The 17,024-nt window shown below is 72.8% G+C and carries 17 protein-coding genes; 9 read left to right on the top strand and 8 right to left on the bottom strand.

Features of this window, described 5'->3' with window-relative positions:
- Positions 1 to 940 precede the first annotated feature (940 nt).
- Positions 941 to 2,287, top strand: a complete 1,347-nt coding sequence (locus ACWD0A_RS31050; protein ID WP_451303505.1) for an MFS transporter — start codon at positions 941 to 943, stop codon at positions 2,285 to 2,287.
- Here the strand turns inward: ACWD0A_RS31050 and ACWD0A_RS31055 are convergent.
- Genes ACWD0A_RS31055 through ACWD0A_RS31065 form a run of 3 tightly spaced genes read right to left on the bottom strand, consistent with a single transcriptional unit; the run spans position 2,208 to position 4,606 of the window.
- The gene (locus ACWD0A_RS31055; RefSeq protein ID WP_451303507.1) at positions 2,208 to 3,200 is read right to left on the bottom strand and encodes a DMT family transporter; all 993 of its coding nucleotides are present in this window, start codon (positions 3,198 to 3,200) and stop codon (positions 2,208 to 2,210) included. The two genes, ACWD0A_RS31050 and ACWD0A_RS31055, sit on opposite strands and share 80 nt — an antisense overlap.
- Before the next feature lie 32 nt (positions 3,201 to 3,232).
- The gene (locus ACWD0A_RS31060) at positions 3,233 to 3,934 is read right to left on the bottom strand and encodes an ArsR/SmtB family transcription factor (RefSeq protein ID WP_451303509.1); all 702 of its coding nucleotides are present in this window, start codon (positions 3,932 to 3,934) and stop codon (positions 3,233 to 3,235) included.
- A 15-nt stretch (positions 3,935 to 3,949) separates the two neighbouring features.
- Entirely contained in the window at positions 3,950 to 4,606 is a 657-nt protein-coding gene (locus ACWD0A_RS31065; RefSeq protein WP_451303511.1) for a TetR/AcrR family transcriptional regulator, read from the bottom strand.
- A gap of 63 nt (positions 4,607 to 4,669) precedes the next feature.
- Here ACWD0A_RS31065 and ACWD0A_RS31070 point away from each other — a divergent pair, with 63 nt between their 5' ends.
- The 3 genes from ACWD0A_RS31070 (at position 4,670) to ACWD0A_RS31080 (ending at position 6,873) form a co-directional block, all read left to right on the top strand.
- Entirely contained in the window at positions 4,670 to 5,821 is a 1,152-nt protein-coding gene (locus ACWD0A_RS31070; protein WP_451303513.1) for an acyl-CoA dehydrogenase family protein, read from the top strand.
- Between the two features lie 83 nt (positions 5,822 to 5,904).
- Positions 5,905 to 6,192 carry a YiaA/YiaB family inner membrane protein gene (locus ACWD0A_RS31075; RefSeq protein WP_177151072.1) on the top strand — a complete coding sequence of 96 codons (288 nt, stop codon included), beginning with the start codon at positions 5,905 to 5,907 and terminating at the stop codon, positions 6,190 to 6,192.
- Between the two features lie 54 nt (positions 6,193 to 6,246).
- Positions 6,247 to 6,873 (top strand): TetR/AcrR family transcriptional regulator, encoded by a 627-nt coding sequence (locus tag ACWD0A_RS31080; protein ID WP_451303515.1) that lies wholly within the window; start codon positions 6,247 to 6,249, stop codon positions 6,871 to 6,873.
- On the opposite strand, the gene ACWD0A_RS31085 is transcribed toward ACWD0A_RS31080, so the two are convergent.
- Entirely contained in the window at positions 6,861 to 7,322 is a 462-nt protein-coding gene (locus ACWD0A_RS31085) for a MaoC family dehydratase (RefSeq protein WP_451303517.1), read from the bottom strand. The genes ACWD0A_RS31080 and ACWD0A_RS31085 overlap by 13 nt on opposite strands.
- A gap of 107 nt (positions 7,323 to 7,429) precedes the next feature.
- Here ACWD0A_RS31085 and soxR point away from each other — a divergent pair, with 107 nt between their 5' ends.
- Positions 7,430 to 7,909, top strand: coding sequence for a redox-sensitive transcriptional activator SoxR (gene soxR, locus ACWD0A_RS31090; RefSeq protein ID WP_451303519.1), 480 nt, complete (start codon positions 7,430 to 7,432; stop codon positions 7,907 to 7,909).
- A 55-nt stretch (positions 7,910 to 7,964) separates the two neighbouring features.
- Here the strand turns inward: soxR and ACWD0A_RS31095 are convergent, their stop codons facing one another.
- Entirely contained in the window at positions 7,965 to 9,038 is a 1,074-nt protein-coding gene (locus tag ACWD0A_RS31095; protein WP_451303521.1) for an RNA ligase (ATP), read from the bottom strand.
- A gap of 142 nt (positions 9,039 to 9,180) precedes the next feature.
- On the opposite strand from ACWD0A_RS31095, the gene ACWD0A_RS31100 reads away from it, so the two are divergent.
- Entirely contained in the window at positions 9,181 to 9,933 is a 753-nt protein-coding gene (locus tag ACWD0A_RS31100) for a hypothetical protein (protein ID WP_451303523.1), read from the top strand.
- Between the two features lie 40 nt (positions 9,934 to 9,973).
- Here ACWD0A_RS31100 and ACWD0A_RS31105 read toward each other — a convergent pair whose 3' ends face one another.
- From ACWD0A_RS31105 to ACWD0A_RS31115, 3 genes are all read right to left on the bottom strand, one after another.
- Positions 9,974 to 10,585, bottom strand: coding sequence for a hypothetical protein (locus ACWD0A_RS31105; protein ID WP_451303525.1), 612 nt, complete (start codon positions 10,583 to 10,585; stop codon positions 9,974 to 9,976).
- A gap of 114 nt (positions 10,586 to 10,699) precedes the next feature.
- Positions 10,700 to 11,992: a serine-threonine protein kinase gene (locus tag ACWD0A_RS31110; RefSeq protein ID WP_451303527.1), complete on the bottom strand. Its 1,293-nt coding sequence runs from the start codon at positions 11,990 to 11,992 to the stop codon at positions 10,700 to 10,702.
- A 283-nt stretch (positions 11,993 to 12,275) separates the two neighbouring features.
- A complete protein-coding gene (locus ACWD0A_RS31115; RefSeq protein WP_451303529.1) occupies positions 12,276 to 13,517 on the bottom strand; it encodes an exo-beta-N-acetylmuramidase NamZ family protein in 1,242 nt (413 codons plus the stop codon).
- Positions 13,518 to 13,681: 164 nt separating this feature from the next.
- Between ACWD0A_RS31115 and ACWD0A_RS31120 the strand changes: the two genes are divergently transcribed.
- The 3 genes from ACWD0A_RS31120 to ACWD0A_RS31130 are packed head-to-tail and all read left to right on the top strand — an operon-like array spanning position 13,682 to position 16,725.
- Positions 13,682 to 14,446, top strand: a complete 765-nt coding sequence (locus tag ACWD0A_RS31120; RefSeq protein ID WP_451303531.1) for an SDR family oxidoreductase — start codon at positions 13,682 to 13,684, stop codon at positions 14,444 to 14,446.
- Positions 14,443 to 16,095: an AMP-binding protein gene (locus ACWD0A_RS31125; RefSeq protein WP_451303533.1), complete on the top strand. Its 1,653-nt coding sequence runs from the start codon at positions 14,443 to 14,445 to the stop codon at positions 16,093 to 16,095. Before ACWD0A_RS31120 ends, ACWD0A_RS31125 begins: the two co-directional genes overlap by 4 nt.
- 36 nt (positions 16,096 to 16,131) lie before the next feature.
- On the top strand, positions 16,132 to 16,725 hold the full coding sequence (locus ACWD0A_RS31130) for a TetR/AcrR family transcriptional regulator (RefSeq protein WP_451303535.1): 594 nt from the start codon (positions 16,132 to 16,134) through the stop codon (positions 16,723 to 16,725).
- Positions 16,726 to 17,024 lie beyond the last annotated feature (299 nt).

A 17,024-nucleotide genomic window follows, 5' to 3' on the forward strand; every position in this document is an offset into this window, starting at 1 on the left:
CCGGGCGCGGCTTCGCCCTGCGCCCCGGCGCTGGTTCCGCGAGTGGCCGTTTTGGGCTCCGGCCGGGGCCCATGGCCCCGCGGTGTGCCCGAGCGTGGGCGCCGGAGCTTCGCCCCTCGCCCTGTGCGGGGCGGGTGTCCCGTGTGGCGGGTGCGGATTTCGGGGTTCCGGTCCGGCCCCGTGGTGCTGCGGCCTGCGCCCTGCCGGGCGCGGATTCCGCGTGCGCGGGTTTCGGGGGCTACGGCCGGGACCCCATGGCCCCGCGGTGTGCCCGAGCGTGGGCTTCGGGGCTTCGCCCTTGCCCTGTTCGGGCGGGTTCTGCGCCGTGGCGGGCGTGGGGCCCTGCGGCCTGCCCGGGCGTGGGCTTCGGGGTGCCCCTCGCCCTGCTCGGGCGGGTTCTGCGCCCTGCCGGGCGCGGGCCCGGGCCTCGGGCCCGCGCCAGTCGGTCTCTGTGGACCCCATGGCTGCGTCCGCCGGGTGGGGGCTTCGCCCCTCGCACTCCGGACCCCACGGCCCCGCGGCCTGCCCAGGTGCAGGCTTCGGGTGGCGGGCCGGGCCGCGCGTTCGGGCGGTGCGCTCCAGCTTCCCCGACGCCGGGGGTCGCCCCCGATGGAGCCCGGGGCTGAGCCCGCGCCTCGAGGGCCGCCGACGGGCTGCGCATGCAGCCCGTCTGGGGGTCCCTCCCACGGTCGCCAGGCCGTAGGGGGAGTTTGAGGACACCGCGCGGAGCGCGGGACGGGGTCTGGGGCGAAGCCCCAGTTCGGGAAGGGGCGGGGTGGGGAAAGGCCCGCCCGGAGGGCACCGCCGGCCCCCGGGCCCCTTCGGGCTGCCCGCTCCCGCCACACCCGCCGCGACCCATCTCTGCGCAACCCGTTGACTACATACCCACTGGTCGGTACGGTCCCCGCACTCCTCCTCCCCGTACTCATGGAGTGCACGCATGGACACCGCACCCCCGTCCCCCGCCACCCCGAACCGCCGGCGCGTGGCCACCGCCGCCGCTCTCGCCTCCGCCGTCGAGTGGTACGACTACTTCGTCTTCGGCATCGCCGCCGCCCTCGTCCTGGGCGATCTCTACTTCCCCGCCGGCAGCTCCTCCGCCGGCGTCCTCGCCGCCTTCGCCACCTTCGCGGTGGGCTTCCTCGCACGCCCCGTCGGCGGCATCATCGCCGGCCAGCTCGGCGACAAGCGCGGCCGCAAGCCCATGCTGGTCCTCGCGCTGACGCTGATGGGCGTCGCCACCGCGGGAATCGGGCTGCTCCCCACGTACGAGACCATCGGCATCGCCGCACCCGTCATCCTCGTGCTGCTCCGGGTCGTCCAGGGCATCGCCGTCGGCGCCCAGTGGGGCGGCGCGATGCTGATGGCGACCGAGTACGCGCCCGAGGGCAAGCGCGGTCTGTACGGCAGCCTCGTCCAGCTCGGTGTCCCCATCGGCGTGGTCACCGCCAACACCGTCTTCCTCGTGGCCGGCGCCCTCACCGACGACGCAGCCTTCGCCTCCTGGGGCTGGCGCGTCCCGTTCTTCGTCGGGTTCCTCGTCCTCGGCCTCGCCTGGTACATCCACACCCGCGTCGAGGAGACCCCCGCGTTCCGCGAGGCCGAACGCGCCCTCGCCGCACAGGAGAAGACCGAAAAGCGTTCGCCGCTGCGCACCATCCTGCGCAGCCACCTCGGAACCGTCTTCCTCGCCGGCGGCTCCTTCGCCGTCAACACCGCGACGTTCTACATCATCATCACCGGCGTGCTCGACTACGCGACCCGCGAGCTCGAGATGAAGCGCAGCGCGGTGCTGGCCGTCTCCCTGTGCGTCAGCCTCACCCAGCTCGTCCTGATCCCCGCAGCGGCGTCCCTGTCCGACCGCATCGGGCGGCTGCGCATCTACGCCGCGGGGGCGGTGGGCCTGCTGCTGTGGGCGGTGCCGATGTTCCTGCTCATCGACACGGCCTCGCTGCTGTGGCTCGGCATCGGCACGTTCGTCACGAGCTGCTTCCTCAGCATCATGTACGGACCCCAGGCCGCCCTGTTCGCCGAGCTGTTCACCGCCGAGATGCGCTACACCGGCGCGTCGCTCGGCTACCAGATCGCCGCGGTCTTCGGCGGCGGCCTGGCGCCGTTCGTGATGGTGCTGCTGCTGGAGGCCACCGGCACGTCGATGGCCGTCTCCGGCTACATCATCGGGCTGGCAGTGATCGCCCTGATCTCGATCAGGATTCTCGCCTCGCGGGCCGCGAAGGCGGCCGCCCCGGCGACGCCGGAGGTGAAGGAGCCGACTCCCGCGGAGTGACGGGCATCCCGGCCGCGGACCCCGTCCGCGGCCGGGACCGCGACACTGCCACCCCCGCGAGGCACAGCGCACCGCCCGCCAGTGTCAGCAGCGCCGGCACCTCGTCCAGCACCAGCCAGGACATCAGCACCACGAGGGCCGGGACGGCGTACGTGGTCGCTCCCATCCGGCCCGCGGTCGTACGCGCCAGGGCATAGGCCCAGGTCGTGAAGGCGAGCGCGGTCGGGAACACACCGAGGTAGACCATGTTCAGCGTGGCGGACACCGGGGCGCGGGCCACCTGGTCCGCCAGCTGCCCCGCGAACGGCAGACACGCCACCGCACCCACCAGGCACCCGAACGTCGTCACCTGCAGCGCGCTCGCGTGCACCAGCGCCGGCTTCTGCGCCACGACGCCGCCCGCGTAGCCGACGGCCGCGAGCAGGCACAGCAGTACGCCCAGCGTGGACGCGCCGCCCTCGCCGGACATCGACAGGCCGACCGTGACCGCGCCCGCGAACGACACGGCCATGCCCGCCAGCAGCCGCGGCGGCACCGCCTCCCCCAGCAGCCGCGCGCCGAGCAGGGCGATGAGCACGGGCCCGATGTTGACGACCATCGCCGCCGTGCCCGCGTCGACCTCCTGCTCGCCCCAGTTGAGCACCACCATGTAGACGCCGAACCAGAGCAGTCCGGACACCGCGATGCCGGGCCACGCGGCCCGGGGCGGCAGCCCCTCACGGCGCACCAGCAGCACGCAGCCCAGCGCGAGGGACCCGGCGAGCAGGCGGCCGAGGGCGAGGGCCCCGGGGGAGTAGGCCTCGCCGGCGCTGCGGATGGACACGAAGGCGGAGGCCCACAGCACGACGGTGACGCCCGCGGCGACCAGAGCGGGCCACTGCGCGTGCTGCGTGCGGCGTATCGGGTTCGTCATGGGGCGACCGTACGGCCCGGACCCTTCGGCGCTCACCGCAATATCCCGGGCTCGATGCCGAGCAGCCGGCCGAGAGCTTGCTCGCCCTCCGCCGTCACCTTCACCGCCCGCTCCGAGCCGATCCGCACGCACCAGCCGGCGTCGAGGGCGTGGCGGCACAGCCGTGCCCCGGCGAGCCCGGCGAGGTGCGGCTTGCGCTCCGTCCAGTCCAGGCAGCCCCGTACGAGCGGGCGCCGCCCGGTGCGCTCCAGCGGCACCCCGAGCGCGTCGAACCACCGCGCGCCCCGCTCCGTGAGGGCGAACCCGGCGTCCTGGCTGAGCAGTCCGCGCTCGGTCATGGCCCCGGTGATCGTGATGCCGAGTCTGCCGGCGAGATGGTCGTAGCAGGTGCGGCCGCGCGCCATGGCGGCGGCGACGGTCGACTCGCGCAGTCCGCGCGCCGGCCGCGCCGGCCCTTCCGGCGCGGCGTACGCGGCCAGTTCCTCGACGAGGTGCGCCACGCGGTCGTCGGCGAGCCGCACATAGCGGTGCCGGCCCTGGCGCTCCTCGGCGAGCATCCCGCCGGCGACGAGCTTGCCGAGATGCTCGCTGGCGGTCGACGCGGCGACCCCGGTGTGCCGCGCGAGTTCTCCCGCGGTCCAGGCCCGCCCGTCGAGCAGCGCGAGGCAGATCCCGGCCCGGGTCTCGTCGGCGAGGAGCGCGGCGAAGGCGGCGAGGTCACGCGAGGAGGTCATGCCTCCCAGGATGCGTCAGCGACGGTTCGGCGCGGGCCGAAGCGTCTCGTACTGGATCGCGAGACCGTCGAGCAGGGCCCGCAGCCCGGTCTCGAACGCGCCCTCGTCCACCTGCTCCTGTCGGTCGGCCAGCAGGTGGGCCTGGCCCAGGTGCGGGTAGTCGGCCGGGTCGTACGCGGTCGCGTCGTCGACGAAGCCGCGGGCGAAGGATCCGAGTGCCGAGCCGGTGATGAAGTAGCGCATCAGGGCGCCGATGTGGGTGGCCTGGGCCGGGGGCCAGCCCGCGCGGACCATCGCGCCGAACACCGTGTCGGCCACCTTGAGGCCTGCCGGCCGGCGTCCGGGGCCGCGGGCCAGCACGGGGACGGTGTGGGGGTGGGCGGTCAGCGCGGCCCGGTAGGAGACCGCGTAGTCGTGCAGGGCCGTGCGCCAGTCGCGGGGGTCGTCCTCCCGGAACATCGACAGGTCGACCCGGGCGCTGACCGCGTCGGCGACGGCGTCGAGGATCTCGTCCTTGTTGCGGAAATGGTTGTAGAGCGAGGGGCCGCTCACGCCGAGTTCGGCGGCGAGCCGGCGGGTGGACACCGCGTCGAGTCCCTCGGCGTCCACGAGCGCGCTCGCCGTCTCGACGATGCGTTCTCTGCTGAGGAGGGGCTTGCGCGGTCGGGCCATGCGGCACATAGTAGGCCTGCCGAAAAGAAACTAGCAGTGGTAGTTAAAGTGGGGTGGACGCACATGGACCTGGAGATCGGCGAGGAGCAGGCGGCCGTACGGCAGCTCGCCCGGGACTTCGTCGCCCGCGAGATCACCCCGCACGTCGTCGCATGGGACCGCGCCGAGAGCGTCGACCGGGGCATCGTGAAGAAGCTCGGCGCACTCGGCTTCCTCGGGCTCACGATCGACGAGGAGTACGGCGGCTCCGGCGGCGACCATCTCGCGTACTGCCTGGTCACCGAGGAACTGGGCCGCGGTGACTCCTCGGTGCGCGGCATCGTCTCCGTCTCCCTCGGACTGGTCGCCAAGACCGTGGCCGCGTACGGCACCGAGGAGCAGAAGCGCCGGTGGCTGCCGCGCCTGACGGCGGGCGAGTCCGTCGGCTGCTTCGCTCTCACCGAGCCCGGCACCGGCTCCGACGCGGGGAACCTGGCCACCAGGGCCGTGCGCGACGGCGACGACTACGTGATCAACGGCGCCAAGATGTTCATCACCAACGGCACCTGGGCCGATGTCGTGCTGCTCTTCGCCCGGACCGGCGACGCCCCCGGGCACAAGGGCGTCTCGGCCTTCCTGGTCCCCACGGACACGCCCGGACTGACCCGCCGCACGATCCACGGAAAGCTCGGACTGCGCGGCCAGGCCACGGCCGAGCTGGCCTTCGAGGACGTCCGCGTGCCGGCCGGCGCCCTGCTCGGGCACGAGGGCAAGGGCTTCTCCATCGCCATGTCCGCGCTCGCCAAGGGCAGGATGTCGGTCGCCGCGGGCTGCGTCGGCATCGCGCAGGCGGCGCTGGACGCGGCCGTCGGGTACGCGGGTGAGCGCGAGCAGTTCGGCAGGCCCATCGCGCACCACCAGCTGGTCCAGGAGCTGATCAGCGACATCGCCGTCGACGTGGACGCAGCCCGGCTGCTGACCTGGCGGGTCGCCGGTCTCGTCGACCGCGGCGAGGACTTTGCCACCGCCGCGTCCAAGGCGAAGCTCTTCGCCTCCGAGGCCGCGGTCCGAGCGGCCAACAACGCCCTCCAGGTCTTCGGCGGCTACGGCTACATCGACGAGTACCCGGTCGGCAAACTGCTGCGCGACGCCCGGGTGATGACCCTCTACGAGGGCACCAGCCAGATCCAGAAGCTGATCATCGGCCGCGCGCTCACCGGGGTCTCCGCGTTCTGAACCGGGCCGCCGGCGGGACGTGAGTACGCGATCTGAGTACCAGCGCGCATGTGGCCCGCCGAGCCGGGCGCGACGCTGTGCCCATGAGTGAGACACCGGTCAAGCAGCAGAACACCGCGGCGTACTACGGCCAGGCCGTCGCCTCCTTCGCCGTCGCACTCGGAGCGGTCGCCCTCGGCATCTTCACCATGGACGCCGACCCCTGGGTGCGGGCCTTCCTCGGCATCGCCGTCCTGTATCTGACCACCTCCGCCTTCACCCTCGCCAAGGTGGTCAGGGACCGGCAGGAGGCCGGGCAGATCGTCAGCCGGGTCGACCAGGCCAGGCTGGAGAAGCTCCTCGCCGAGCACGACCCGTTCCAGAAGCTCTAAGCGCCCGCTCACTGTCACGGTATGGTGTTCGCCTGACCAGGGAAGGGGCGAGCGATGAGTGCGGCGGACCAGACGGCCGAGGACGAGAAACCGTGGGACGAGGTCACCCCGGAGGCGGCCCGGAAGTTGCTGGTCGCGGCGGTCGAGGCGTTCGCGGAGCGCGGCTACCACGCGACCACGACGCGTGACATCGCGGGCCGGGCGGGCATGAGCCCGGCGGCGCTCTACATCCACTACAAGACCAAGGAAGAGCTGCTCCACCGGATCAGCAGGATCGGCCACGACAAGGCCCTGGAGATCCTCTCGGAGGCGTACGAGGGCGAGGGCACGCCCACCGAGCGGCTCACCGAAGCCGTACGGTCCTTCGTCCGCTGGCACGCCGGCCGGCACGCCACGGCGCGGGTCGTGCAGTACGAACTGGACGCGCTCGGCGACGCCCACCGCACCGAGATCATCGCGCTGCGCCGCGAGACCGACGCCGTGGTGCGCCGCCTGCTCGAAGAGGGCGTGGCGGCGGGCGAGTTCGACGTGCCGGACGTGCCCGGCACCGCCGTCGCCGTGCTGTCGCTCTGCATCGACGTGGCGCGCTGGTTCAACACGCAGGGGCGGCGGACGCCCGACGAGGTCGGCGTGTTCTACGCCGACCTCGTCCTGCGGATGGTGGGTGCTCAGAAGAAGTAGCGGGACACGGACTCCGCCACGCAGACCGGCTTGTCGCCGCCCTCGCGCTCGACGGTGACGAGGGCGGTCACCTGTACGCCGCCGCCCGCCTCCTCCACGTTCTGCAGGACGGCCGTGGCGCGCAGCCGCGAGCCGACCGGCACGGGGGCGGGGAAACGCACCTTGTTGGCGCCGTAGTTGATGCCCATCTTCATGCCCTCGACCCGCAGCACCTGCGGCACCAGGGCCGGCAGCAGCGACAGCGTCAGATAGCCGTGGGCGATCGTGGTGCCGAAGGGGCCGTTCGCCGCCCGCTCGGCGTCGACGTGGATCCACTGGTGGTCGCCGGTGGCGTCGGCGAAGAGGTCGATCCGCTTCTGGTCGACCTCCAGCCAGTCGCTGTGTCCGAGCTGCTCGCCGACCCCGGCGCGCAGCTCCTCGGGGGAGGTGAAGATCCTCGGCTCTGCCATGTTCCTGCTCCCTGCCTCTCACGTCTTCGAAAGCCCTGTCTAAGCGCTTGCTCAGCATGGTGGGGGAGTGCCGCACTTGTCAACGGACGACCAGTAGGCTCCGAGGGGTGCCACAGATTCCCGAGAAGATCCACGAGCTCACGGTCGGCCAGCTCTCCGCGCGCAGCGGCGCGGCCGTGTCGGCCCTGCACTTCTACGAGTCCAAGGGCCTCATCAGCAGTCGCCGCACCGCCGGGAACCAGCGTCGCTACAGCAGGGACGCGCTGCGCCGCGTCGCGTTCGTGCGGGCCGCGCAGCGCGTCGGCATCCCGCTCGCCACGATCCGCGACGCGCTCGCCGAGCTGCCCGAGGAACGCACCCCCGACCGCGAGGACTGGGCCCGTCTGTCCGCGGCGTGGCGCAGCGAACTCGACGAGCGCATCAAGCAGTTGGGCCGTCTCCGGGACCATCTGACGGACTGCATCGGCTGCGGCTGCCTCTCGTTGCAGACATGCGTGCTGTCCAACCCGGACGACGTCTTCGGCGACCGGTTGACCGGCTCCCGCCTGCTGCCGGAGCGGCGGCGCGCCAAGGACGACCCGGCCTGACACACGCGAGGGCGGGCCCGCTCCCCGTGCCGGGCCCGCCCTCGCGCGCGGGGTCCTACTCGTACTCCGTACCGCCCTTACGGGTCAGGTACGCCGGGCTCACCGCCTTGGCGATCGCGCGCCCGCCGGTGACCGGGCTGTACCGCTCCACCGCCGGGCGGACGACGACGCCCTCTCGCAGATGCAGCCGCCGACCCGACACCGTCTCGCGGCCGCTCGCCAGCTCCAGCACCTTGTCCGCGTCGTACGGACCCGCGAACAGCCGGGGCACGACCGGCAGTTCACCGCCGAGCACGGCTGCCGGGTCCAGCCAGCGGACCTGGCCGTCGATCTCCGCCGAGATGTCGAACACGGCATAGCCCAGCCCGTTCTCCGCCCGGGCGTCCTTGCCGTAACCGAGGTCCTGGACTCCGGCGCCGTACACCTCGGCGAACACCCCGACCCGGCTCGCACCGAGCCGCTCGGCGAGGCGCGCCGCGATCTTGGGCACGCCGTGTCCGAGCACCGCCCGCCAGTAGAGGTTGGCCGGGTCCTTCTTGATGGCGAGCCCCTTGGCGCCGAAACCCTTGGACGAGACCCGCACCCGGCCGCCGTCCGCCGCGGAGTACGTCGCCAGACAGGCCGAGCCGTGCAGCTTCTCGGTGATCACGACCGCCTCTCCGGGCTCGAAGATGCCCGGATAGCGCTGCAGGTTCTCGATGTCCACCCACGGCAGCAGATCCGGTGCCGCCTCCACGTCGCCGCTCATCCGGGGCGGGATCGGCGGGGCCCACTTGGTGATCGCGAGCCGCTCCGCGAAGTCCGTGCCGTCCGCGGCCGCCTTCGCCAGGTCGACGTCCGCGAGCGCGCGCGGCCGGCACACGATGCCCTGCGACAGCTCGCCGCGCAGCCGGACCGCCTTGACCCGGTTGGCCTCGCCACCCGCGAGCCGGCCGGTCAGACCGAGCTCGTCGATCAGCGCGGCCGGGAGCACGGCCTGCTCGGGGATGTAGACCGCGGCGTCACCCGTGCGATAGACGCCCTTGGCGACGACGGCGCGGTACAGGCCCACCTGGGCCAGCTCCAGCGCATCGGCGTTCGGATGCTCGTGCACGGTCAGGACTTCGGCGGTGACGCGCAGCGTCGACATCGGGCTCCTCGGTCGTGGTTCTCAGCACCCCCCACTCTCGGCAGTGAAATCCCGCTGGGCCACGGGATTTCACGTCTGGTAACGTCCGGATCTTCGTCCGGCCGCGAGCCGCGAACGGAGTCCTCGACGGGACGTGGCGCGCATGGCCTCCCCAGCACTCATCGCGGCGGTGGACCGCGTCCGCGCGGTCTTCGCGGGCATGACCAGCCCCCACGAGACGGGCTGCGACCTCTGCCACCTCCCCGAGGAGACGGCGCTGTTGCGCGTGCCCGACGTGGCACTGCCCGACCGGGCCCTGCGGATGTACGCGCACGAGGTGACGGACCACTTCGACGACCACCCCGCCGCGATGCGCCGGATCCTTCCGCAGGTCGCCGAGCAGCTGGCCGCGCGCCGGTGGACGGCGTTCAACGCCTACGACCTGACCGGCCTCGGACGTTCCGGCTGGCGGACCTGGCCCGCGGAACAGGCCGACGCGATCCGCGCGTTCCTCGACGCGTGGTGGGCGGACACCCTCGCCACGGAACTCGACGACTGGTACGCGACAGAGGTGTTCCATGCCTGTGCGACCGCGGCCGGCACCGTGACGCCCTACCTCGCCCGCTGGGCCGCGCAGCCGCCCGGCGGGCCGGCCGACCGGTACCTCGCCCTGTTCGTCGACTGGTGGATCGACGAACTCCTCAACGACGACACGGCCGTCTTCAGGTGGTGGTGCGACTACGCGCGCGACGAGCCCGTCGCGGAGCTCCAGGAGTGGATCCTCGCGCACGCCCCCGCCCGCCTGCGGGCCCAGGACGCCGACCCGCTGCTGCTGTTCAAGACCGGGCTGCTGGCCCTTCCGTACGAGCAGCGCTTCACCGACGCCGTCTGGGACGCGGCGCCCCCCGCGCGATGAGGGAGAGGTCCCGGGCCCCCCGGCCCGGGACCGGCGTCCCTCACGCGACCGAGGCGAGCTCCCGGCGCCCCGCGCGCTTCGCCGCGGTCACCGCCTCCAGTGTGAGGACGGGCTGCGGCACCACGATCCCGCAGCCGGTGCAGACCGGGCCGAAGAACGGCTCGTGCGCCAGGTCCTGTCGCCACACGATGTGCGTTCCCCTGCACACCGGGCACGCGTCCCCGGGCTCCGTCTCCAGCGCGCCGATCAGTCTGCGCAGCACCTCGTCCAGCGGCTCCGAGGGATGTATCCCGGGGCTGTCGCAGCGCGCGACCCCGTTCCCGCCCCACGTCCTGCGGTGCCAGTCGTCGATGTGCCCGGGCCGCCGCAGCCCCTCGTGCTTCTCCCGTTTACGGCGGTCCGCGAAGTTCTCCTCGTACGCGAGCCATACCGCCCGCGCCTGCTCCAACTCCTCCAGTGCGGCCACCAGCCGCGCCGGATCGGGGGCCCTGTCCTCGGGTTCGATGCTGTGCCTCGCGCACAGATGGTTCCAAGTGGCCCGATGCCCATAAGGGGCGAACCTCTCCAGGCACTTGCGCAGTGAGTAGCGCCGCAGCGCCAGGTCACACCGCACGTCACGCACCTGTCTCGCAAGACTCCGGAAACCGGCCATCGCGTCGACACCTCCGTCGCTGGTACATCGGCGTTGAAGAATGGACGTAGGAGTGCCCGTTTCGGCTCCATCGAAAATCGGCACGCGTCATGTCGACCGGATCACGCCCCTGTTTCAGCGGCCGACACGCCCCGCCGACAACACCACCCGGGCCAGTTCCTCATGGCAGATGTCACTGTGCGCACCCGCAGGCGGCCCACCCCTCCGCACCACCTGCGCCGCGTCCACGCTGACGCATCCCGAGTCCGGCAGGCCGTCGCGCAGCGCCTCCTCCAGCGTCAGCCGCGGCGTGCCCGCGACGGCCTGAATGCCGTCGTGGCCCATCGCCCACCACCGCCGGTCGCCGCCGGCCGCCGACGCCGAGTCCCCGGCGAGGGCCGAGGCCAGCGGGTAGAACACGCCGAGCGCACTGTCGTGCCGCGAGTAGCAGGCGACCACCGGCCCGTCGACCCGCTCCTGCACCGCGGCGAGCGCGCCCGCGCTGTGCGGGGCGTGCGGCAGGCCGCACGCGAACGCGTAGTGCGACAGGGCGCCTTGGAGCAGCGTCACCGACTTCACGTTGTCCGCGCCCTCCGGCAGCCCCCGCAGCGCGAACGCCACCAGCCGCGCCCCCTGGCTGTGCCCGACGAGGTGCACCCGCAGCCGCGGCGCCGAACGGGCCAGCCGGCCCAGCAGCGGCCCGAGCCCCAGCTCGCCGACCGTCCCCGCGCGGCGCTTCATCGCGTAGTACGTCGTCTGCCGCAGCAACTCCTTCGCGCCCCACCACGCGGAGCGCAGCCCGCCGCCGAACGGCAGCACGCCGTACAGCGACCCGGACTCCGCCTCCAGGGCAGCGGCCAGCCTGCGGCACAGGGTGAGCGTGTCCTCGTACAGCACCGCGGGCGGGCTCTGCTCGTCGTGCGGCAGGTCCTCGGCGAAGCCCGCCTCCATACCGCCGGGCGGCGTGGCCGCCAACTCCCGGGCAAGCCTGCCGAACTCGGCGAAGGCGGCACGCGACTCCGGCTGCTCGTCCAGCAGCCGCGTGAGCCGCTCGACGGCCTCGCGATGCCCGGGGAACAGCTCGGCGAGCACCGCGCGGGTCGCCCCGTCCAGGCCGGGGCCCGACGGCTGGGCGCCGGCGGCCGGTGGTTCGACGTCGGGGATCGGCTCGTCCGAGAACCGCATCGAGGGCCAGACGACGCCCGCGTACCCCAGCCGTACCTGCGGGGTCTGGGCCACCAGCTTGGGGAAGGGAGCGAAGAACGACGCGTAGAGCCGCCGGGCCGTGCCCGGAGAGTTGTTCCACCCGTGGGCGAACATCACCAGGTCGGTGACGTCCTGTTCCATGAGCGCGCCGTACGGCCCCAGCACATCGCCGTCCGCGTCGAAAGTGATCTCCCGGTACGGTCGCACACCTGTCCCCGACATGGCCCGCCCCTCCCCTTGGCCCGTCACCACAGGATCCTGTGCAAGGGGAGAAACGGCCATACCCCGGAAGCGGTTCGAGCCGGCCGGCCGGCCCGACCCGGTGCAGACGGATCAGGACGTCGTACGACGTGACCAGCCGCACGGGCTCGGGCTCGGCCGGCCACGCGGTGCCCATGCTCCTCGCCGGACGGTTCACTCCCGGCCACTCGCGGGCCGTGCGGTGGCGCGGTGCGCATGCCCGGGCAGGCCCTTCCCGGTGGGGCAGTGCCCACCCGTCGCGTGCTCAGTACCGCAGGTACCGCCGGCGTACCGCGCGGAACGCGGTCAGTTCGTCCCGCCACGCGCCCACCACCTCGTCGGTGTCCGCCCCCGCGTCGATGAGCGTGCGCACCTTGGTGGAACCGGTCAGCTTGTCGATCCAGTTGTCGGCGCGCCAGGCGAATCCGCTCCAGCTGCGCTTCGCCGTCACCAGCAGCGCGATGCCGGTGCGGACGGGGTCGAAGGACTCCCGGTCGTGGACGACGAGTTGGACGCCGCCGATCGTCCTGCCCTGGAATTTGGAGAACGTGGGCGCGAAGTACGCCTCGCGGAAGCGGACGCCGGGCAGGTCCAGTGCGTTCACGGCCTCGGCCCAGCGGCGGTCGGCGCCCTCCGCGCCCAGGAGCTCGAAGGGGCGGGTGGTGCCCCGGCCCTCGGACAGGTTCGTGCCCTCGAACAGGCAGGTGCCCGAGTAGACGAGGGCGGTGTCGGGGGTGGGCATGTTGGGGCTCGGCGGCACCCAGGGCAGCCCGGTCTCGTCGTAGAAGTCGGAGCGGCGCCAGCCCGTCATCGTCACGGTCTCCAGCGCGACCGGTCGCGTGAGGAACTCCCCGTTGAAGAGCAGCGCCAGTTCGGCCACGGTCATGCCGTGCGCCTGCGCGATCGGCTCACGGCCCACGAAGGTCGCGAACGCCTTGTCGAGCACGGGTCCCAGCGCCGCCCGGCCGGTCACCGGATTCGGCCGGTCGAGCACTACCAACCGCTTCCCCGCGAGCTCGGCGGCCTGCATGCAGTCGAAGAGGGTCCAGATGTAGGTGTAGAAGCGGGCCCCGGCGTCCTGGATGTCGAAGACGACCGTGTCCACAGCGGACGCGGTGAAGATGTCGGCCAGCGGCCGGCCGCTCTTCAGGTACGTGTCGTACACCGGCAGCCCGGTCGCGGGGTCGTCGTAGCGGCCCTCGGAGCCGCCCGCCTGCGCCGTGCCGCGGAAGCCGTGCTCGGGTCCGAAGACCGCGACCAGGTTCACGCGGTCGTCGGCGTGCATGACGTCCACGATGTGCCGGACGTCGCGCGTGATGCCGGTCGGGTTGGTGACCACGCCGACCCGTTCGCCGGCCAGGAGTGCGTACCCGTCGGCGGCCAGCCGCTCGAAACCGGTGCGCACCCGGCCGCGGCCCGTATGGGCGGCGGCGGGCGTGGCGGATGTCGCGGCCAGGGCCCCCACCGCGCCGCCGACGGCCAGCAAACCCCGTCTGGAAAGGCTCATCGAGCTACCTCCGTGATCGCTGTCTGTCATGGCCACGCACGCTAGCGCTCCTGACGCCCTGGGGGAACGACCCCGGCACGGCCGCCGAGCTGCCCCCTTCCACGTCGGCATACCGACCGGTTAGTCTGCCTGGACAGCCGGGACGCTGCGAAAGGCGGAGCTTGATGAGCACGGTGCAGGGCGCAGGGGTTGTTGTCACGGGAGCGGGCGGCGGAATCGGGGCCGCCCTTGCCCGCCGGTTCGCCGCCGAGGGCGCCCGTGTCGTGGTCAACGACATCGACGCGGGCAAGGCCAAGGCCGTCGCCGAGGAGATCGGCGGCACCGCCGTTCCCGGCGACGCCTCGGACGTCGTCGACGAGGCCCGGGACGCCCTCGGCGGCGTCGTCGACGTCTACTGCGCCAACGCCGGCCTCGGCTCGGGCGGCGACGCCTTCGCGGACGAGGACGTCTGGGCGTCCGCCTGGGACGTCAACGTCATGGCACACGTCCGCGCGAGCCGCGCCCTGCTGCCCGACTGGCTGGAGCGCGGCAGCGGCCGCTTCGTCTCCACCGTCTCCGCCGCCGGGCTGCTCACGATGATCGGGGCCGCGCCCTACAGCGTCACCAAGCACGGAGCGCTTGCCTATGCCGAGTGGCTCTCCCTCACCTACCGCCACCGCGGCCTCAAGGTCCACGCCATCTGCCCGCAGGGCGTACGGACCGACATGCTCACCGCCACCGGATCGGCCGGCGACATCGTCCTCAAGCCGACCGCGATCGAGCCCGAGGACGTCGCCGACGCCCTGTTCGCCGCGATGGACGAGGACCGCTTCCTCGTCCTGCCGCACCCGGAGGTCGCCGGCTACTACGCGGCGCGCGCCACCGAGACCGACCGCTGGATCGCCGGAATGAACCACATCCAGCAGAAGTGGGAGGAGGTGGGCCGATGAGCTCCGTCTACGCCGCGCAGCCGTGGCTCGGGCAGCTGACCGAAGCCCAGCGGGCCCCCGTCGCCCCGCCCCCGACCGTCGTGCACTCCTTCCGCGCGGCCGTCGCCCGCGCCCCGGAACACCCCGCGCTCGGCTACTTCGACGGCCGGCTGAGCTACCGGGAGACCGACGACCTCTCCGACTCCGTCGCCGCCCACCTCGCCGAGCGCGGTGTCGCCCGCGGCGACCGCGTGGCCCTCATGCTCCAGAACAGCCCGCAGTTCGTCATCGCGCTGCTCGGCGCCTGGAAGGCCGGCGCGACCGTCGTCCCGCTCAACCCGATGTACAAGACGGGTGAGGTCGCCCACGTCCTCGCCGACTCCGGGGCCACGGCGCTGATCTGCTCCGACCGGGCATGGGAGGCGTACCTGCGCGACTGCGCCGCCGCCTCTGCCGTGCGCGTCGTGCTCACCGCCTGCGAGCTCGACCTCCAGACGCGGCACGACGAGCGGGTCCTCTCCTTCGAGCGGGCCCCGCTGGCCGAGGACGCAGACGACCTGCTCAGCGTCGGCCGCCGACGCCTCCCGGCGCCGTCCGGTCGCGAACTCGGCGCCACGGACGTCGCCTTGATCAGCTACACGTCGGGCACCAGCGGCACCCCCAAGGGGGCGATGAACCTCCACGGCGGCATCACCTACAACGCCGAACGCCAGCGCACCGGCCACCCCGTCCCCGAAGGCGCCTGCTACTTCGCCCTCGCGCCCCTCTTCCACATCACCGGCATGGTCTGCCAGCTCGCCGTCTGCATCGCCAACGCGGGCACCCTCGCGCTCGCCTACCGCTTCGAGGCGGGCGTCGTGCTCGACGCCTTCGCCGAGCACAGGCCGGCGTACACGGTCGGCCCGTCGACCGCGTTCATGGCCCTGGCGGCGCATCCCGAGGCCACCCGCGAGCACTTCGCCTCCTTCGCCGTGATCTCCTCGGGCGGCGCGCCCGTGCCGCCCGCGCTGGTGGAGAAGTTCCGCGCCGGTTTCGGGCCGTACATACGCAACGGCTACGGGCTCACCGAGTGCACCGCGCCCTGTGCGTCCGTGCCCCCGGAGAAGGAGGCGCCGGTCGACCCGGCCTCCGGCACCCTGTCCGTGGGCCTGCCCGGCCCCGACACCGTCGTGCGGATCGTCGACGAGAAGGGCGACGACGTGCCCCTCGGCGAACAGGGCGAGATCGCCGTGCGCGGCCCGCAGGTCGTGCCCGGCTACTGGCGGCTCCCCGAGGCCACCGCCGAGGCGTTCCCGGACGGCGAACTGCGCACCGGCGACATCGGTTTCATGGACGCGGACGGCTGGCTCTACGTCGTCGACCGCAAGAAGGACATGATCAACGCCTCCGGGTTCAAGGTCTGGCCCCGCGAGGTCGAGGACGTCCTCTACACACACCCGGCGATCCGCGAAGCGGCCGTCGTCGGCGTGCCGGACTCCTACCGCGGGGAGACGGTCAAGGCGTACGTCAGCCTGCGCCCGGGGGCGGACGTCGGGCCCGACGAGCTGTCCGCCTACTGCGAGCAGCGGCTCGCCGCTTACAAATACCCCAGGGAAGTAGCGATCCTGCCGGAGCTCCCCAAGACCACAAGTGGGAAGATCCTCAGGCGGGAACTGCGTTCCCGGGTTTGAACACAGATGTTTCGGCAGGAAGGGCAGGTGGCGGCGATGGCCAGGACGACGGACGGGGAGGCGACCCCCGTACCGCAGAGGCTGCTGGCCGCCGCCACCCGCCTGTTCGCCGAGCGGGGATACGACCGCACCTCGGTCCAGGAGATCGTGGAGTCGGCGGGCGTCACCAAGGGGGCGCTCTATCACTACTTCGGGTCCAAGGAGGACCTCCTGCAGGAGGTCTACTCCCGGGTGCTGCGCGTCCAGCAGGAGCGGCTGGACGCCTTCGCGGACGCGGACGAGCCCGTGGAGGACCGGCTGCGCGAGGCGGCGGCGGACGTCGTCGTCACCACCATCGACAACCTGGACGACGCGGCGATCTTCTTCCGTTCCATGCACCACCTGAGCCCGGAGAAGCACAAGCAGGTGCGGGCCGAGCGGCGGCGCTACCACGAGCGGTTCCGGGCGCTGGTGGAGGAGGGGCAGCAGAGCGGCGTCTTCTCCTCGGCGACGCCGGCGGATCTGGTGGTGGACTACCACTTCGGATCGGTCCACCACCTGTCGACGTGGTACCGCCCGAACGGCCCTCTGACGAAGCAGCAGGTCGCGGACCACCTGGCGGACCTCCTCCTCCGCGCGCTCCGCCCCTGACTGCGCGGCGCGCTCGTCGGGGCGCTGCGGTCGCGCGCGCGGCGCTTCCGCTGGGGCTCCGCCCCAAGCCCCGCGCCTCAATCGCCGGCGGGCTGGCTTGCGGCGGGGCTCTGCCTCGTCCGCGCGGCGCGCTCGTCGGGGCGCTGCGGTCGCGCGCGCGGCGCTTCCGTTGGGGCTCCGCCCCAAGCCTCGCGCCTCAATCGCCGGCGGGGCTGGTTTTCCGGCGGGGGTCGTTTGCGTGGCGTGTCTGTTGGGCCTTGGGCCCGAGGCCCGCGTCCCCAACGAGGGCCGGGCGGGGT

Source organism: Streptomyces sp. NPDC002867 (genome assembly GCF_053591895.1).

What these genes read in the sequence shown, in the direction of transcription:
- ACWD0A_RS31050 (WP_451303505.1), top strand. Translation starts at nt 941, where the DNA reads ATGGACACCGCACCCCCGTCCCCCGCCACCCCGAACCGCCGGCGCGTG.
- ACWD0A_RS31055 (WP_451303507.1), bottom strand. Translation starts at nt 3,200, where the DNA reads ATGACGAACCCGATACGCCGCACGCAGCACGCGCAGTGGCCCGCTCTG.
- ACWD0A_RS31060 (WP_451303509.1), bottom strand. Translation starts at nt 3,934, where the DNA reads ATGACCTCCTCGCGTGACCTCGCCGCCTTCGCCGCGCTCCTCGCCGAC.
- ACWD0A_RS31065 (WP_451303511.1), bottom strand. Translation starts at nt 4,606, where the DNA reads ATGGCCCGACCGCGCAAGCCCCTCCTCAGCAGAGAACGCATCGTCGAG.
- ACWD0A_RS31070 (WP_451303513.1), top strand. Translation starts at nt 4,670, where the DNA reads ATGGACCTGGAGATCGGCGAGGAGCAGGCGGCCGTACGGCAGCTCGCC.
- ACWD0A_RS31075 (WP_177151072.1), top strand. Translation starts at nt 5,905, where the DNA reads ATGAGTGAGACACCGGTCAAGCAGCAGAACACCGCGGCGTACTACGGC.
- ACWD0A_RS31080 (WP_451303515.1), top strand. Translation starts at nt 6,247, where the DNA reads ATGAGTGCGGCGGACCAGACGGCCGAGGACGAGAAACCGTGGGACGAG.
- ACWD0A_RS31085 (WP_451303517.1), bottom strand. Translation starts at nt 7,322, where the DNA reads ATGGCAGAGCCGAGGATCTTCACCTCCCCCGAGGAGCTGCGCGCCGGG.
- ACWD0A_RS31095 (WP_451303521.1), bottom strand. Translation starts at nt 9,038, where the DNA reads ATGTCGACGCTGCGCGTCACCGCCGAAGTCCTGACCGTGCACGAGCAT.
- ACWD0A_RS31100 (WP_451303523.1), top strand. Translation starts at nt 9,181, where the DNA reads ATGGCCTCCCCAGCACTCATCGCGGCGGTGGACCGCGTCCGCGCGGTC.
- ACWD0A_RS31105 (WP_451303525.1), bottom strand. Translation starts at nt 10,585, where the DNA reads ATGGCCGGTTTCCGGAGTCTTGCGAGACAGGTGCGTGACGTGCGGTGT.
- ACWD0A_RS31110 (WP_451303527.1), bottom strand. Translation starts at nt 11,992, where the DNA reads ATGTCGGGGACAGGTGTGCGACCGTACCGGGAGATCACTTTCGACGCG.
- ACWD0A_RS31115 (WP_451303529.1), bottom strand. Translation starts at nt 13,517, where the DNA reads ATGAGCCTTTCCAGACGGGGTTTGCTGGCCGTCGGCGGCGCGGTGGGG.
- ACWD0A_RS31120 (WP_451303531.1), top strand. Translation starts at nt 13,682, where the DNA reads ATGAGCACGGTGCAGGGCGCAGGGGTTGTTGTCACGGGAGCGGGCGGC.
- ACWD0A_RS31125 (WP_451303533.1), top strand. Translation starts at nt 14,443, where the DNA reads ATGAGCTCCGTCTACGCCGCGCAGCCGTGGCTCGGGCAGCTGACCGAA.
- ACWD0A_RS31130 (WP_451303535.1), top strand. Translation starts at nt 16,132, where the DNA reads ATGGCCAGGACGACGGACGGGGAGGCGACCCCCGTACCGCAGAGGCTG.